This window comes from Streptococcus oralis (assembly GCF_023109195.1).
Classification (GTDB): domain Bacteria; phylum Bacillota; class Bacilli; order Lactobacillales; family Streptococcaceae; genus Streptococcus; species Streptococcus oralis_BV.
Window position 1 is genome coordinate 18,585 of record NZ_JALDUB010000002.1, and the last position, 15,219, is coordinate 33,803.

Annotated in this window: 19 protein-coding genes; all 19 read left to right on the top strand. The window is 41.0% G+C overall.

Annotation, left to right across the window (positions count from 1 at the left end; genetic code table 11):
* Positions 1-9 precede the first annotated feature (9 nt).
* Positions 10-1,212, top strand: coding sequence for a phage portal protein (locus M1F65_RS07485; RefSeq protein ID WP_247925726.1), 1,203 nt, complete (start codon positions 10-12; stop codon positions 1,210-1,212).
* Positions 1,196-1,786 (top strand): HK97 family phage prohead protease, encoded by a 591-nt coding sequence (locus tag M1F65_RS07490; RefSeq protein ID WP_000747163.1) that lies wholly within the window; start codon positions 1,196-1,198, stop codon positions 1,784-1,786. Before M1F65_RS07485 ends, M1F65_RS07490 begins: the two co-directional genes overlap by 17 nt.
* On the top strand, positions 1,771-2,934 hold the full coding sequence (locus tag M1F65_RS07495) for a phage major capsid protein (RefSeq protein ID WP_247925727.1): 1,164 nt from the start codon (positions 1,771-1,773) through the stop codon (positions 2,932-2,934). The genes M1F65_RS07490 and M1F65_RS07495 overlap by 16 nt, the downstream gene beginning before the upstream one ends.
* Before the next feature lie 11 nt (positions 2,935-2,945).
* Positions 2,946-3,236: a hypothetical protein gene (locus M1F65_RS07500; RefSeq protein WP_084911246.1), complete on the top strand. Its 291-nt coding sequence runs from the start codon at positions 2,946-2,948 to the stop codon at positions 3,234-3,236.
* A 2-nt stretch (positions 3,237-3,238) separates the two neighbouring features.
* Positions 3,239-3,520 (top strand): phage head-tail connector protein, encoded by a 282-nt coding sequence (locus tag M1F65_RS07505; protein ID WP_000371962.1) that lies wholly within the window; start codon positions 3,239-3,241, stop codon positions 3,518-3,520.
* Positions 3,507-3,806, top strand: a complete 300-nt coding sequence (locus M1F65_RS07510) for a phage head closure protein (protein ID WP_247925728.1) — start codon at positions 3,507-3,509, stop codon at positions 3,804-3,806. Before M1F65_RS07505 ends, M1F65_RS07510 begins: the two co-directional genes overlap by 14 nt.
* Positions 3,803-4,162: an HK97 gp10 family phage protein gene (locus tag M1F65_RS07515; protein WP_247925729.1), complete on the top strand. Its 360-nt coding sequence runs from the start codon at positions 3,803-3,805 to the stop codon at positions 4,160-4,162. Before M1F65_RS07510 ends, M1F65_RS07515 begins: the two co-directional genes overlap by 4 nt.
* Entirely contained in the window at positions 4,159-4,482 is a 324-nt protein-coding gene (locus M1F65_RS07520) for a hypothetical protein (RefSeq protein ID WP_084911250.1), read from the top strand. The genes M1F65_RS07515 and M1F65_RS07520 overlap by 4 nt, the downstream gene beginning before the upstream one ends.
* Positions 4,483-4,493: 11 nt before the next feature.
* Positions 4,494-5,072 (top strand): major tail protein, encoded by a 579-nt coding sequence (locus M1F65_RS07525; RefSeq protein WP_247925730.1) that lies wholly within the window; start codon positions 4,494-4,496, stop codon positions 5,070-5,072.
* A gap of 11 nt (positions 5,073-5,083) precedes the next feature.
* Positions 5,084-5,503 carry a hypothetical protein gene (locus tag M1F65_RS07530; RefSeq protein ID WP_084867879.1) on the top strand — a complete coding sequence of 140 codons (420 nt, stop codon included), beginning with the start codon at positions 5,084-5,086 and terminating at the stop codon, positions 5,501-5,503.
* A gap of 8 nt (positions 5,504-5,511) precedes the next feature.
* Positions 5,512-5,667 (top strand): hypothetical protein, encoded by a 156-nt coding sequence (locus tag M1F65_RS07535; RefSeq protein ID WP_156025216.1) that lies wholly within the window; start codon positions 5,512-5,514, stop codon positions 5,665-5,667.
* Positions 5,668-5,780: 113 nt separating this feature from the next.
* Entirely contained in the window at positions 5,781-8,540 is a 2,760-nt protein-coding gene (locus M1F65_RS07540) for a phage tail tape measure protein (RefSeq protein ID WP_247925731.1), read from the top strand.
* Entirely contained in the window at positions 8,537-9,259 is a 723-nt protein-coding gene (locus tag M1F65_RS07545; RefSeq protein ID WP_247925732.1) for a phage tail protein, read from the top strand. The genes M1F65_RS07540 and M1F65_RS07545 overlap by 4 nt, the downstream gene beginning before the upstream one ends.
* The gene (locus M1F65_RS07550; RefSeq protein WP_247925733.1) at positions 9,260-12,451 is read left to right on the top strand and encodes a phage tail spike protein; all 3,192 of its coding nucleotides are present in this window, start codon (positions 9,260-9,262) and stop codon (positions 12,449-12,451) included.
* Positions 12,448-12,651 carry a hypothetical protein gene (locus M1F65_RS07555; RefSeq protein WP_247925734.1) on the top strand — a complete coding sequence of 68 codons (204 nt, stop codon included), beginning with the start codon at positions 12,448-12,450 and terminating at the stop codon, positions 12,649-12,651. Before M1F65_RS07550 ends, M1F65_RS07555 begins: the two co-directional genes overlap by 4 nt.
* Entirely contained in the window at positions 12,641-13,276 is a 636-nt protein-coding gene (locus M1F65_RS07560) for a hypothetical protein (RefSeq protein WP_247925735.1), read from the top strand. The genes M1F65_RS07555 and M1F65_RS07560 overlap by 11 nt, the downstream gene beginning before the upstream one ends.
* Before the next feature lie 9 nt (positions 13,277-13,285).
* Entirely contained in the window at positions 13,286-13,705 is a 420-nt protein-coding gene (locus tag M1F65_RS07565) for a phage holin family protein (RefSeq protein WP_247925736.1), read from the top strand.
* Positions 13,705-14,670, top strand: coding sequence for an N-acetylmuramoyl-L-alanine amidase family protein (locus M1F65_RS07570; RefSeq protein ID WP_247925737.1), 966 nt, complete (start codon positions 13,705-13,707; stop codon positions 14,668-14,670). The genes M1F65_RS07565 and M1F65_RS07570 overlap by 1 nt, the downstream gene beginning before the upstream one ends.
* 179 nt (positions 14,671-14,849) lie before the next feature.
* Entirely contained in the window at positions 14,850-15,194 is a 345-nt protein-coding gene (locus M1F65_RS07575) for a hypothetical protein (protein WP_247925738.1), read from the top strand.
* Positions 15,195-15,219 lie beyond the last annotated feature (25 nt).

Below are 15,219 nucleotides of genomic sequence, written 5' to 3' on the forward strand. Positions count from 1 at the left end.
TGAGGAAAGATGGGGCTTTTAGATAGGTTTTTGAAACGTGGTAAGAGTCGAAGTGGAACGAACGTTATCACTCATTCAGATTTTGGGTTTTATATCGACGGTGATGGCTATGTGCCTTTAGCTCGCAATCCTGATGTGATTGCTGCGGTCAATAGGATTGCTGACATGGTATCGAACATGACTATTCACTTGATGGAGAATACCGAAAAAGGCGATATCAGAATAAAAGACGGACTGGCTCGCAAGATTGATGTAAACCCATGCGACAATATGACTCGCAAAACTTGGATTTTCAAGATTGTGCGTGACCTGTTGCTATTTGGTGACGGAAATTCAGTTCTTCATGTTGAGTATGATCCTGTAAATGATTACATTTTGAACCTGAGACCATTCTCTATGAGTGAAGTATCGTTCAAGAGTGATGATGTTGGTTATATCGTCAATTATCGTGGTATCGACTACAGCCCAAGCGAAATCGTGCATTTCGTAATCAACCCAGATCCAGACAATCCATTTGTAGGGACTGGCTACAGACTTGCTCTGAGGGATATTGTTAGGAATTTAAACCTTGCAACTCAAATTAAAAAAGGTTTTATGAGTGGCAAAAATGTTCCTAGCTTGATTGTTAAGGTTGATTCTTCTAGTGGGGAATTAGGAACACAAGAGGGACGTGACCAGGTCGCTAAGAAATATCTTAGCACTAGTCAAGCTGGTGAGCCGTGGATTATTCCTGATGCCTTGTTAGAGGTTGAACAGGTCAAGCCATTAAGTTTGAAAGATATTGCTATCAATGAATCTGTTGAAATTGACAAGAAAACAGTTGCTGGGCTTTTGGGAGTGCCAGCTTTTATTTTGGGAGTTGGTAGCTTTGATAAAGAAGAATACAACAACTTTGTCAATACTACGGTCATGAGCATTGCTACGACGATCACTCAGACCTTAACGAGAGACTTACTCGTTTCAAATAATCGGTATTTCAAACTTAATGCTCGCTCGCTTTATTCGTATGACATTACAGAGTTATCTTCAGTTGCTGAACAGATGACTAAAAGTATGGCAATGCGTCGAAATGAGTGGAGGGATTGGCTTGGAATGCCGCCTGATCCTGATATGGATGAGCTCCTTGCTCTTGAAAACTATATCCCACAAGATAGACTTGGGGACCAGAAAAAACTGAAAGGGGGTGAGGAAGAGAATGAAGAAACGGAATAGTTATCGTACCGCTCAATTCAAAACACGAGAAGAAGCTGACAGCGGTGATTTGATTTTGAGTGGGTACTTCATCAAGTTTGATGAAGTTACTGAGCTATGGCCAGGCTACTTTGAGGTAATCAAACGTGAGGGTGTTGAAAAAGCCATCAAAGGAGCTGACATCAGGGCATTATTTAACCATGATGATAGTTTGGTGCTTGGTCGTACTGGTAACGGAACAGTCATTTTGGGAGTTGATGAAATCGGACTTTACGGTGATATCATCATCAACAAAGATGATCCGCAAGCTGTTGGGGCCTATGCTCGTGTTCAGCGTGGCGATGTGATTGGATGTAGTTTTGGCTTCATCCCAATCAAAATCAATACGGAAGAGCAAGCAGATGGTTCGTACCTGGACACTATCTTGGAATTAGAAATCTTTGAAGTGAGTCCATGTACTTTCCCAGCTTATCCACAAACGGAAATTGCTGCACGACAGAAAGACTTTGAAACTCAACAACGTGCCAATCGTGAAGCGCTGGACAAGCGCAAGAAAGAAATTAAGGAGAAATTTAACCTATGCACAAATCATTGATTTTAGGCGCTCGTATGCGCAACAAAGCAGACAAAGTGGTAGAGCTTGAAGAATCAATCAAAGAATTGAACAAGCGCTCAGAATTTGAAGCTGCTAAATTGGAACAAGCTGGAACTGATGAAGAAGTTTCAGCAGTTGAAAAGAACCTTGAAGACATCCAGAAAGAATTGGATGAAAAGGAAGCAGAAAAAGAACAACTTGAAAAAGAAATCGAAGATTTGAAAAATCAAGTTGAAGAATTGAATCGCAAAGCCCCGACTTACCCAAGCAAAGAACATCGTGGAGGACAAAAATTGGAACAACGTGAAGCAGTACTAGAATTCATCCGCTCTCGTGGACAAAAACGCGCAGGTGTTAAAACAACAGATGTAGGAGCGATCATTCCGAAAGAGGTTTTGGAACCACAAAAAACACCTGAACGTCAGAACCCTTTACTTAACCTAATCCATGTTGTAAAAGTAACAAGTGGATCTGGTTCTTATCCAGTCATGAAGAAATCAAATCGCAAAATGACTGAAGTTGGAGAACTTGAAGAAAATCCAGAATTAGGAAAAACAAAAATCACGGAAGTTGATTACAAAATCAAGACTTATCGTGGGGAACTTCCTATCTCTCGTGAAGCTATTGAAGATGCGCAATACGATCTCATTGGAATCCTTCAAGAAGATATCCAAGACCAAGACGAACAAACAAAATTGGCAATTGTTGCGGATGTTATGAAATCCGCAAAAGTTGTAAACGCTAGTGGACTTGATGGAATCAAGGACATTTTAAACACTAAAATTTCATCTGTCTACAAAAAATCACTTGTTGTTACAGATACCATGTTCAATGCACTGGATAAGATTAAGGACAAAGATGGCCGTTACATGATGCAGCCCGACATCACTTCACCAACTGGATATTCATTCTCAGGTAAAACAATTTATCCAGTTGAGGATACACTACTAGGTCAAGAAGGTGAAATGAAATTCTTCATCGGTGATGTCGAATACTTCCTTACATTGTTTGACCGTATGGAATTGACCGTGAATTGGGAAGATAATCATAAATTTGGTAAGAACCTTGCATCATACCTTCGTTTTGATATCCAGAAGACAGATGAAGATGCGGGGGTATTCGGAACCTACACTGACGCAGTAGCTTAAGGAGGTAGCGTATGAGCTATAAAGTAATTCGTCCTTTCAAGGACTTGTCTGATCCTGAAAAACATGACTACGCTGTTGGCGACATCTTTCCTCGTGAGGGATATGAGCCCACAGATAGTTTTACAAACGGCCTTTTGACTGGTGCCAACACTGCTGGTTCTATCTTCCTTGAGGTTTCGGGAGAGGATGTGCCTAAGAAACCAGCTCCTGAAGCAACAGAAGTGAAGGAAGAGACCGCAGTTGAGCAGGAAGAAACAGTTGAGAAAGCTGCTGAAGAGCCTGCTAAGGAAGTTGAGGAGTAAACATGGACCAAGGTCAGCTTTTGGAATTGCTGAAGCTTAAGTTGGGTATTTCAACCGACTTGAGAGACAAGCCGTTAAAAAAAATCATTTCAAGTGTCATCACTGAATTGACCGACAACCTCGGTATCGAGCTTGTTGGTGAGCGTGCTGACCATGAAATGTTTATCGTTGACTATGCTGCTTATCGCTATGAGGGTGGGGTGGATATGCCACGTCACCTTCAATGGCGACTGCATAATTTACAGATAGCATCAAAGAAAGAGGTCAAGAATGTGGAATCATGAAATCAAACTGATCTCTAAAAAAGTCACAGGTAAGGACAAGTTACTACAACCAATCTCTGAAGACGTTGAAGTTACTCTGTTGTGTCGTAAAAAGAAGGTTACTCGCTCTGAATTTTATCAAGCAAATCAGGCAGGTCTAAAACCGAGCTTGGTCGTTGAAATTCGAAATTTTGAGTATGAGAATCAAGAGTTTGCGAAGTTTGAAGACAAGCAATATCGCATATTAAAAACATATCCGATCGATTCTGAAATTTTAGAGTTGACTTTGTCAGAGGTCTTGAAATGAGCTTAACAAGTGATTTAGCGAATGAAATTGCAAAGGTAATGGCAGAGTACTCTGCTGAGGTAGAAGATAAGATTGACCTGATTGCTGAGGACGTTGTAAACGAAGCAGTTACGGAATTAAGAGCGACTAGTCCAAAACGTTATGGGAAGTATGCTAGAAATTGGCGCTTCAAGAAAAATGCTAAGGGATCATACGTCATCTACAACGCAGCCCCAACCTATCGTTTAACTCACTTACTAGAAAATGGGCATGTTTTGAGAAATGGCGGTCGTAGTCGGGCATTTCCACATATTAAACCTGTTGAGGAGAAAGTTAAAGAAAACTTTGAGAAGCGTATCAAGGAGATTGGGAAATGAAGCTATCAGACTTTGCTGCTATTTTGGAACAGACAAACTTGCCTGTCACTTATCGAGCGTTTAAAACTGGGAACGCTCCTGACTTACCTTACCTGATCTATTATGAATCGAGTCCAGCCATCAATGCAGCTGACAACACGGTTAATCATCAGATTAAGAGCGTGACAGTTGAGCTGGCTTTTGAGAATAAGGATGAAGATTTGGAAGAACGTCTGGAAGAGCTGTGGGCAACCCACGAGCTCTTTTTTGAAGTTCAAGAAGAAACATTTATCGAGACTGAAAGACTCTATGTCAAGTCTTATACAGTCTATCTATACTAAGGAGGAATGACATGACTCAAGAAAATAAAGTAACCTTTGGTTTAAAAAATGTTCACGTTGCGCCAATCAAATCAATTGGTGCAGATGGAGTGATTGCTTACGATGAGATTTTCCGCTTCCCTGGGGCAATGGAATTGACATTGGATCCAAAGGGTGAATCAACACCAATCAAAGCAGATGATATTGATTATCACTTCATGAATTCAAATGAAGGATATGAAGGGAAATTCAAAATTTCTCACATTATTGAAATGTTTGCGACTAAGATTTTGGGCGAAATCAAAGATGCTCAGACGGGTGTTTTGACTGAAAAAGCTGATGCAGAATTCACATCATTTGCCTTGATGTTTGAATTTTCAGGGGACAAGAACAAAACACGTCATGTTCTTTACTATTGTTCAGCGAGCCGTCCAGGAAATGGCTCAAAAACCAAGAACGGTACAAACGTCAATGAGCGTGAACTTGGCTTTAAAGCAAGTCCTCGTCCTCTCGATTCGGTTGTTAAACGTTCTATCACATCAGCTGATAGTAAGGAAATCTATGACAACTGGTTCAAGAAAGTGTATGAACCTACTGCCGTTGCAGCTTAAGGAGAAGATCTATGCGTAAAATCGTTTTGGTTGGTGATCAGGAGTATGAGTTGGGCACTAATGGCTATACTCCTATCGCCTACAAGCAACAATTTGGGAAAGATTATTTCCAAGATTTGTTCTCAATGTTGAAAAATCAATCATTCATGAATGAATTGAACAAGCTGGAAGCTGAAAAAGAATTGACAGCGACTGACATTGACATTTCAATGCTAGAAGAGTTTGATATGACCTTCTTCAACCGTCTTTTTTGGACATTTGCTAAATCTGCAAATCCTCACATCAAGCCTTATGAACAATTTTTCATGGAAATGGAAGTCTTTCCGATCCAGGAAGTTGGTCCTGTGTTGATGGAAATGCTGAATGCGAGCATGACGACAAAAAAGCACCAGATGAATCAGAATCAGCTAGCGAAGAAATCTTCACAGTAGAATCCTATTTGTCCTGCTGTAAAGAAACTGGTCTGTCTATCGATGATCTAAAGCATATTTCAATCGGAATGGCGCTGGATTATCAGACGGATTATGTGAATTTACGGAGTGAGGACAAAGGTGGCGAACGGAAGGCCACGCAAGCTGATTTTGACAGTTTTTAAAGAAAAATGAGTGCTGAGAGAGCGATTCTGAGACCAAGTTCTTTGGTCTGACTGCATTATCAGTCGTAGAAGTTCTCTCAGTGCTTTTCTATTTTTTTGAGAAAGGAGGAAATATGGCAGGAAATATCAAAGGTATCAAAATTGAAATCGATGGCGACACGCAACCCTTGCAGAAGGCGCTGAAAAATGTCAATAAGGCTGCTACTGATGCAAGTCAGGAGTTGAAACAGATTGACAAGGCTTTAAAGTTTGATACAGGGAATGTGACGCTCCTGGCTCAGAAGCAAGAAGTCTTGCAAAAGCAAGTTGCGACGACTAAGGAGAAATTGGAAACCTTGAGACAAGCTCAGTCTCAGGTGGAACAGCAGTTCAAAAATGGGAATATCGGTGCTGATCAGTACCGTGCTTTTCAACGTGAAGTTGAAGTTACTCAAAACGTCCTAAAAGGATATGAGGGTAAGCTTGCAAGTGTGAACCAGGCGCTTGCTGAGAATGGGAGTGCTACTCAGAACAACAAGAACCAATTAAAAGAATTGCAGAATGAACAGAGTCAACTTGCTTCAGAGATGAGTAAGGTGACAAGTTCATTCAAATTGCAAGAAAGTGCTTTGGGTTCAAATGCTAGTGAAGCCGAGAGAAATGCTCTTGCCCAGAAAAAGATTGGTGCTCAGTCTGAGATTGTAAGTAAACAGATTTCAAATCTAGAGCAGCAATTGGAAATCACTAAAAAAGAATTTGGTGAGAACTCCACACAGGCCAACAAGATGGAAGCTGAGCTAAATCAGGCTAAGACAGCTTTTAATCATCTCAATGATGAGATGAAGGGAACAAAGCCTGTTGCTGATAGCACTCAAGAAAGTTTAAGTGAAATCTCAAGAAATTTAAGAGCAGAACTACTTCAACAGTTTAGTGAGAAGTTGAGTGCTATTTCAGAAAAGCTTGTGGAAGTAGGAAAAGAAGCGTTAGAAGCAGCAGCTCAAATGCAAGCTAGTAATGCTCAATTTACTACCGTTTTCGGAGATATGGAAATCCAAGCAAGAGAAGCGTTGAATGCTATTGGTCAGGAAATGGATATTGTCCCAGAGCGATTGCAAGGATCATTCACTCAGATGGCTTCATTTGCCAAAACTTCAGGATTGGATACAGCAGAAGCTTTGGATCTTACTTCTCGTGCAACTAGGGCAGCAGCAGACGGTGCAGCCTTCTATGACAAATCTATTGAGAGCGTAACAGAGAGCTTACAATCTTTTTTGAAGGGAAACTTTGCTAACGATGCCGCTCTTGGAATCTCTGCGACAGAGACAACTAGGAATGCCGCTGCAAATAAACTGTATGGCAAATCATTCAAGGACTTGAGCGAAGCGCAGAAGCAACTGACCTTGCTTCAGATGGTCGAAGACGGAAATAAACTCTCAGGAGCTCTTGGACAGGCTGCAAGAGAATCAGACGGATTAGAAAACGTGATGGGGAATCTGAAACAAGCTGGGACCAATGCATTATCTGCTATTGGTCAACCTCTTCTGGAAATGATGATCCCTGTTTTCCAAACCTTGGCAACGATTGTGAAAGGTGTGGCTGAGCTGTTCAGTTCCTTACCTGCTCCAGTAAAAGATTTTGTTGTTATTTTAGGAACAGTTGTGACTGCTGTAGGGATCATAGCCCCCATATTCTTATCGTTGCAAGCCCTTGCTGAGTTTTTAAAAATATCTATTGGAGAAATGATAATTGCCGCATTGCCAATTATTGGAACAGCTATTGCAATTGCTGCTGCAGTTGCTGCAATTATTGTTATTGTAAAATATCTCTGGGATACAAACGAAGGTTTTCGTGAAGTCGTTACAACCGTTTGGAATGCGATTCTTGAAGTCATCAACACAGTCGTATCAGAGATTTCTAATTTTGTTATGAGCATCTTTGGGACGGTTGTTACTTGGTGGACGGAGAATCAGGAACTTATCAGGACAAGTGCTGAGACTGTTTGGGATGCTATTTCAGCAGTTATTGATACAGTTATGACCTATCTAGGTCCACTCATTCAAGCCACTTGGGACAATATTCAACTGGTCATCACGACCGTTTGGGAAATTATCAAAACAGTTGTTGAAACAGCAATAAATGTGGTTCTTGGTATCATCCAAACAGTCATGCAAATTATTACTGGTGACTGGTCAGGGGCTTGGGAAAGCATCAAGGGAGTATTCTCTACTGTATGGCAAGGAATCCAAAGCGTGGCTCAAACCATCTTTTCAGCGATACAGTCATTTATATCAAATACTTTGAATGCCATTTCAAGCACAGTATCAAGCGTATGGAATGGAATTTCAGGAACAGTTTCAAACGTACTAAATGGTATTTCTAGTACAGTATCAAGCGTCTGGAACGGGATTAAAAATTCTATTGGTAGTGCTATCAACGGGGCGAAAGACCTCGTCAGTACAGCTATCAACGCCATCAAAGGATTATTTAACTTCAGCATTAGTTGGCCACACATTCCTCTACCCCATTTTTCTGTAAGTGGTTCAGCCAATCCACTAGACTGGATAAGTCAAGGTGTGCCAAGCGTCAGCATTGAATGGTATGCCAAAGGTGGTATCATGACGAAGCCGACAATATTCGGAATGAATGGCAATAATCTTATGGTTGGTGGTGAAGCTGGAAATGAGGCGGTATTGCCACTCAATGATAAAACACTTGGTGCAATCGGTCGAGGTATTGCTCAGACAATGGGTGGAACTTCACCGACCATCAACATTACTATTACTGGTAACACTGTCAGAGAAGAATCAGACATCAGTCGGATTGCTGATGAGGTAGCTCAGCGGATTGCTGACGAATTGCAACGGAAGACACAATTGAGAGGAGGGTTTACATGATAAAACATAATGAGCTTGTGATTGACGGTGTGAGAACATCGTCTTTTCCCTTTAAGGTCATTGTCCATGATTCTCCCTCAATCGCTCTAGGAGACAGTAAGACAGCTCTTTTGGAGCATGGTGGTATCAGTGGAGCAATCATTCAGACAAACAAGCATAGGGAACCGATCAAGAAAACTTATACGATTTACTTGGTCAAACCTACCGAAGAACAGATGAACCAATTTATGAGTTTGTTTATCCGTGAGAAGTTTTGGCTAGAGAGTGAGCGAGTCAAAACAACTCGTCTTTGGTGTTATAAGGTCAATGTAAGTGACCTTGAAGAAGTGAAACCTGGTCTTTACATGACCAAGGCAACCTTCACTTGCCACCCTACCAAATACTTCAAAACCACTGACACACAGAGGTTGACAAGAAGTGGGACCTTGACCGTTCAAGGTTCTGCTCTTGCATTTCCTAAAATCACAATCGTTGGTCAGAGTGCTACTGAGACTTCGTTTACAATCGCTGGTCAGGTCATCCGTCTTGAACGACTCACTGAGTCGCTTGTGATGGTCAACAATCCTGACAATCCTAGCTTTAAAACGGCAACGGGGAAGCCAGTCAAATGGTCAGGGGATTTTATCACAGTAGACCCAGCGAAAGTGAAGAATGTTGGGGTTGTTCTAGGTCCAGGTATTCAATCGCTTGAAATAGAAACGGTTTGGGGGTGGGCATAATTGCTTTATCTACTTAATAAAGATGTGAGAACCGTTCGATGGAACGGGGAGCCACTTCATGAAGCGACTTCGGCGATTGTTAAAGAGACCATGAATGGTGATTTCACCTTAACTGTGAAATATCCTATTTCTGACTCTGGTATCTATCAGCTCATCCAAGAAGATATGCTGATAAAGGCTCCGACTCCTGTTCTTGGTGCGCAGCTATTTCGTATCAAGAAACCCGTTGAACACAATGACCATCTGGAAATCACAGCCTATCATATCTCAGACGATGTGATGAAACGTTCTATCACACCAGTTAGCGTGACTAGTCAGAGTTGTGGCATGGCTCTTTCTCGCATGGTCCAAAATACAAAAACTGCTTTGGGAGATTTTTCTTTCAGTAGCGATATCCAGGATCGTAGGACCTTCAACACAACTGAAACAGAAACTCTGTACTCTGTATTGCTGGACGGTAAGCACAGTATAGTTGGTACATGGGAAGGCGAGCTGGTTCGTGATAACTTTGCGATGACTGTCAAAAAGAGTCGTGGTGAGAATCGTGGTGTTGTTATCACGACACACAAGAATCTTAAAGACTACCAACGCACAAAAAACAGTCAGAATGTTGTCACAAGAATCCATGCCAAATCAACTTTTAAGCCCGAAGGCGCTGACAAGGAAACTACTATCAGAGTGACTGTTGATAGTCCTCTTATCAACTCTTATCCTTATATCAATGAAAAAGAGTATGAGAACAACAATGCCAAGACCATTGAAGAATTGCAGAAGTGGGCACAGGCTAAGTTTTCAAATGAGGGCATTGACAAGGTCTCTGACGCTATCAAGATTGAAGCTTATGAACTTGATGGTCAAGTGGTCCATATGGGTGATACGGTCAATCTCAAGAGCTTGAAACATAATGTTGATGTATTCAAGGAAGCTATTGCTTATGAGTTCGATGCCTTAAAAGAAGAATACATCTCTCTGACTTTCGATGATAAGGCAGGAACTGGTGGTTCTAGAGCTTCTGGTGGTTTATCTAGCGCAGCTGATGCAATCCTTGGTGTGACAGGAACCGCACAAGAAATCGCCCTTGAAAAGGCTCTTCAAAATGCTGACTTAGACTTTGATCATAAGGCAGGACTACTTAGACAGGAAATTTTGGATGGTATCGAACTTGCCAAAGCCAGAGCCGAAGAGGTCAAGAAAAGTCTGACAGAGACAATCGACCAGCGCTTTCGTGATTTCGACAGCACTGGTTTGAACGAAATCAAACAAAAGGCTGATGAAGCTTTGAAAAACGCTGGCGCAGGTAGCTTACTCGCTCAAGAGGCGAAACAAATCAGTGAGCAGGCAAGACAGCAAATGGATTCAAAATTCGCTGAGTACAAGCAATCAGTAGATGGTCGATTCACAAGTTTATCTTCTCGACTCGATGGCAAAGCGAATCTTATTGACTTTCAGCGAGTTCAAGAGACAAGCCAGCTCTATGAGCTAATTTTAGGCACTACTGAAAATGGGATTGCTGATAAGGTTGCTCGCATGGCTATGACAAGTCAGCTGTTTCAAGTTGAGGTGGCTAAAAATGTTGGAGATAGCCGAAATTATGTCAGAAACGCTGATTTTAGGGATGGTTCTAAAAATTGGAGAGAAACGAACGTTTCAGGCTTGAATTTTAATTATGAACATTCATCACAAAATCGAACTAAATCGGGCGTGCATATTTATGGTACATCTATAAATGCTCGTTATTTTGGATTGCAACAGACATTCAAAATCGAACTAAAAAAATCCGATAAAATCACTCTTTCTTTTTTGGTTTCAAAAGATGGATACAATACTTTTTCTGGTGTTGACGTCGGATTACATTATAGGAAAGATGGTGCAATAAAATCACAGGCGTGGAAGAGCATTCCAAATAGCGACATAACTGCATCCGCTTATAAAAAACTTAATTTTAATTATGAGTTACCAGTTGATGTTGACGAAATTAATTTGATGTTCTACGGACAACAAGGCAAGTCAATCAACCTTTACATTTCAGAGATAAAACTTGAAACTGGAAGCAACGCGACACTATTTACTTTAGCCCCTGAAGACACTGACGAAGCTGTCCGTACTGTTCAAAATCAGCTTGCTGGCTCGTGGGCAATCCAAAATCTGACAAATGCAGGTTCAATCGTTTCGCAAATTAATGCGACTAGCAATCAAATCCTGATTGAGGCAGAAAAGATTCGATTAAAAGGCAAGACCTTACTCGATGAACTAACAGCTATTGATGGATATTTCAAACGCTTATTTGTGGGCGAGGGCAACTTTGCCAAGCTGAATGCTGAGATTATCGGAACGAATACTATCACAGCTGACAAGCTGGTCATGGATATTGCTATGGCCAGACGATTCGTCTCGAGCGATATCTTCACAGACACGCTTGCTGCTAAAGAAGCCTTCATCAACAAATTAAGGTCAGTTGTAGTATCTGCGACCTTGCTAGAAGGTTATAAAGGAAAAATTGGCGGATTTCAGATCGGTACGCATGATAAGGATCCAAAAGCATACTGGTTAACAGGACAGAATCAATTCGAAGTTGGTATGAGTAATGGTAATGGTAACGGATTCCAAACAGCTCTTTGGGTGAATTGGGGCAACGACTGGGACAAACCTGGAATCGGAGCTTGGTTCGTTAAAAATTCAGGAGAAATGTACTGCTACAGACCGGCTCATTTCTGGAACACACCTGTTATTCATGGAAATTTGGAAGTAACAGGTGACATTCTTTATTACAATAAAGATGGCAGCGGAGTTTCTGTTGCTGGAAAATGGATGTATTCTTCTGAATATACAAAAATTGAAAGATCAAATGGGTATCTTTATCTTTATAGAGGATCTAATGGATACAACTGGATTCCTCTTAACAAAGAAATCTCAGACCGTCGCTACAAGTCAAATATCAAAGCTAGTACAGTCTCAGGTCTTGATGTAATCGAAAACTTGAAAACATATAGTTATCGTAAAGAATACGATGGAAAAATAGAGGATATATCTTGCGGTATCATGGCGCAAGATGTCCAAAAATATGTTCCTGAAGCCTTCTTTGAAAATCCTGACGGCGCATACTCGTATCGAACATTTGAATTGGTGCCTTACTTAATCAAGGCCATTCAAGAACTAAATCAAAAAATAGAAAAATTGGAGAAAACAGCATGAAAGAACAACAAATCAGCAGTCTAACGATTAATTCGCTTGGTGAAAAGGTCGGCAAAGAGGCTACTCAATCATCTATGTTAGAAGCTCTCTATACAGTAACTGCAATGGAACTTGAGCAGATGAAGCAGGTCATTGACTCTGACGAAGAACTCAAAGCGAAATTTGAAGAAGTGAAAGGACAAATGACAAATGGAAATTAATGGTTATAAATTAGCAACCACCCCATACCTTCGTGGTTCAGGTGATAATGTCCGGACACTGGTTGAAATCCGTTTAGAAGAAGGGACTCGTTATAGTTCTAACGCTCGTGAGCTCGCAGGAGACCGCACGTCTGAACAAGAGGACGTTTTGATTCAAGCTGTGCTGGATATCTTAAAAGCTGAGCTAGATCCAGGGAGCGCCATTGTCAAAACACAGGCACAGCTTGAACAGGCCAATCAGAAGATTGCGCAAAACGAGAGTGAACAGAACAAGCTTGCAACTCTCATTAAGCAGACTGAAGAAAATGCAAAAGCGAACCAGAAGGTCATCCATGTTCTTGTTTTGAATTCTGTCATGAGCAAGAACATCGAGTACGGTACGACCTACAAAGAGTTGGTTGAGTTAATTCAACCGGCCGAGATTGGGAAGACCTACTTACCACATGACCTGATTACCATTGAAGACCCTGAGCACGTTGAAGTGAATGGCGAAGGCAAGCGCATCCTAGTGCAGCTTAATAAAGAATTCACATACAACGGCGAGCCTGTCAGCGCATTTGTGACAAATGGTATTTTGGAACAAAACGGAACTGGTGTCGCTTGGAAATTTGAAGGGAAAGAATAGGAGAAATATATGAAAATCGAATTGTTTAACTTTTTTAGAAGTCTAATCCAAACAGAAGATGGTTTGGTATTGTACGCTCTAAGCTTAATTGTGATTCTAGAGATCGTAGATTTTGCATCAGGGACGTTCGCAGCGATTGCAAATCCAGAAATTGAATACAAGAGCAAGATTGGCATTAACGGTCTGATTCGAAAGATTCTTGGTGTTCTCTTGTTGATGGTATTGATTCCGATGTCTGTCTTGCTACCTGAGAAGACAGGCTTCGCTTTCCTATACTCAATTTACCTCGGATATTTGCTTTTTACATTCCAGTCACTCATCGAAAATTACCGTAAGTTGAAAGGAAATGTGACTATCTTCCAGCCTATTATTAAGGCATTTGAGCGCTTATCTGGCGACAAAAATGACAAGAACGAAGGAGAACAATAATGGATATTGATACAAGTAGACTAAGGACTGACTTACCACAAATCGGTGAACAACCATACCGACAAATTCATGCACATTCAACGGGCAATCCAAATTCAACTGCCCAAAATGAAGCAGACTACCACATGCGTCGTCCTGTTGATTCAGGCTTCTTTTCCCACGTTGTGGGGAACGGCCGTGTAATGCAAACCTGGTACACTGACAGGGGAGCCTATGACGTAGGAGGTGGTTGGAACGTTGAAGGATACGGTCAAGTTGAACTGATTGAGAGCCATGAAACCAAAGAAGAGTTCATGCGCGATTATAAGCTCTATGTTGAACTTCTGCGGAATCTTGCAGACGAAGCTGGAATTCCGAAAACACTTGACTCTGACAGTCTAGCTGGAATTAAGACGCACCAATACTGTACTTACAACCAGCCACGAAATGCAAGTGACCATGTTGATCCATATCCTTACTTGGCCAAATGGGGCATTAGTCGTGAACAATTCAAGAAAGACATTGAAGGTGGCCTATCTGAAGCTGGCTGGCGCCAAAATGCCACTGGCTGGTGGTGGGAGGAGTCAGACGGCTCTTATCCTACGAAAACATGGAAGCAAATCAAGGGAGAGTGGTTCTATTTCAATGAACGTGGATATTGTCTAATCAATCGTTGGTTCAATGATGGTAAAGACTGGTTCTATCTTGATAAGCGTGGGGCAATGGTCACAGGATGGATGTTCCTAAACCATCGCTGGTATTTCTTCAAATCAGATGGCCGCATGGCCACTGGATGGGTAAAATACCGAGAAACTTGGTATTTTATGGAAGAAAAAGATGGTTATATGCTATCTAAACAATTCGTCAAGTCTGGCGATGGCTGGTACTACTTGAAGGCAAACGGTGAATTACACACTGATCCAGCCTTCAAAACCGAACCAGACGGTCTTATCACCGTCGTCGATAAAGAAAAAGAAGAAAAATAAAAACGGAAAGGACTTTCAAATTAGATTACACTAACCGCAGGCAATAGCTTGCGGTTTTTTGTTTGTCTGAAAGTACTTTCTAAAATAAAAAAACTTTAAATTTCTTTGTGTTTTTTGTTGACAAACTATCTTACAAGATATATAATATACTTGTAAGATAAATGAAGGAGAAAATCAAAATGAAATCACAAGTTATGACACTAGCATGGAAAATCTTCAAAAACGAAAAGAACGATGTAACATTCTCAGAAGCTTTGAAATTGTCTTGGAAAGTAGTTAAGCGTCAAAATATGGCTGATGATTTCTATTTCTTCCATTCTTCAAATGTGAAGTTCCAAGGAGTTAAGAAATGGTTCGCTGAAAAAGAATTTTACGGACGCAACAAGAAGGATTTAGCCTTCATGTCTGTTAGTGCAATTAGCATCAATGAATTGCTTGAAGAAACTGAAAAAGCAGTTAAACTTGAAATCGTAACACCTTACGGAACATCTACTAAATGGTATCCAAAGAGCGTACTTGCTTAATTTAAAATCAAAGGAGAAAAATAAA

What these genes read in the sequence shown, in the direction of transcription:
- M1F65_RS07485 (WP_247925726.1), top strand. Translation starts at nt 10, where the DNA reads ATGGGGCTTTTAGATAGGTTTTTGAAACGTGGTAAGAGTCGAAGTGGA.
- M1F65_RS07490 (WP_000747163.1), top strand. Translation starts at nt 1,196, where the DNA reads ATGAAGAAACGGAATAGTTATCGTACCGCTCAATTCAAAACACGAGAA.
- M1F65_RS07495 (WP_247925727.1), top strand. Translation starts at nt 1,771, where the DNA reads ATGCACAAATCATTGATTTTAGGCGCTCGTATGCGCAACAAAGCAGAC.
- M1F65_RS07500 (WP_084911246.1), top strand. Translation starts at nt 2,946, where the DNA reads ATGAGCTATAAAGTAATTCGTCCTTTCAAGGACTTGTCTGATCCTGAA.
- M1F65_RS07505 (WP_000371962.1), top strand. Translation starts at nt 3,239, where the DNA reads ATGGACCAAGGTCAGCTTTTGGAATTGCTGAAGCTTAAGTTGGGTATT.
- M1F65_RS07510 (WP_247925728.1), top strand. Translation starts at nt 3,507, where the DNA reads ATGTGGAATCATGAAATCAAACTGATCTCTAAAAAAGTCACAGGTAAG.
- M1F65_RS07515 (WP_247925729.1), top strand. Translation starts at nt 3,803, where the DNA reads ATGAGCTTAACAAGTGATTTAGCGAATGAAATTGCAAAGGTAATGGCA.
- M1F65_RS07520 (WP_084911250.1), top strand. Translation starts at nt 4,159, where the DNA reads ATGAAGCTATCAGACTTTGCTGCTATTTTGGAACAGACAAACTTGCCT.
- M1F65_RS07525 (WP_247925730.1), top strand. Translation starts at nt 4,494, where the DNA reads ATGACTCAAGAAAATAAAGTAACCTTTGGTTTAAAAAATGTTCACGTT.
- M1F65_RS07530 (WP_084867879.1), top strand. Translation starts at nt 5,084, where the DNA reads ATGCGTAAAATCGTTTTGGTTGGTGATCAGGAGTATGAGTTGGGCACT.
- M1F65_RS07540 (WP_247925731.1), top strand. Translation starts at nt 5,781, where the DNA reads ATGGCAGGAAATATCAAAGGTATCAAAATTGAAATCGATGGCGACACG.
- M1F65_RS07545 (WP_247925732.1), top strand. Translation starts at nt 8,537, where the DNA reads ATGATAAAACATAATGAGCTTGTGATTGACGGTGTGAGAACATCGTCT.
- M1F65_RS07555 (WP_247925734.1), top strand. Translation starts at nt 12,448, where the DNA reads ATGAAAGAACAACAAATCAGCAGTCTAACGATTAATTCGCTTGGTGAA.
- M1F65_RS07560 (WP_247925735.1), top strand. Translation starts at nt 12,641, where the DNA reads ATGGAAATTAATGGTTATAAATTAGCAACCACCCCATACCTTCGTGGT.
- M1F65_RS07565 (WP_247925736.1), top strand. Translation starts at nt 13,286, where the DNA reads ATGAAAATCGAATTGTTTAACTTTTTTAGAAGTCTAATCCAAACAGAA.
- M1F65_RS07570 (WP_247925737.1), top strand. Translation starts at nt 13,705, where the DNA reads ATGGATATTGATACAAGTAGACTAAGGACTGACTTACCACAAATCGGT.
- M1F65_RS07575 (WP_247925738.1), top strand. Translation starts at nt 14,850, where the DNA reads ATGAAATCACAAGTTATGACACTAGCATGGAAAATCTTCAAAAACGAA.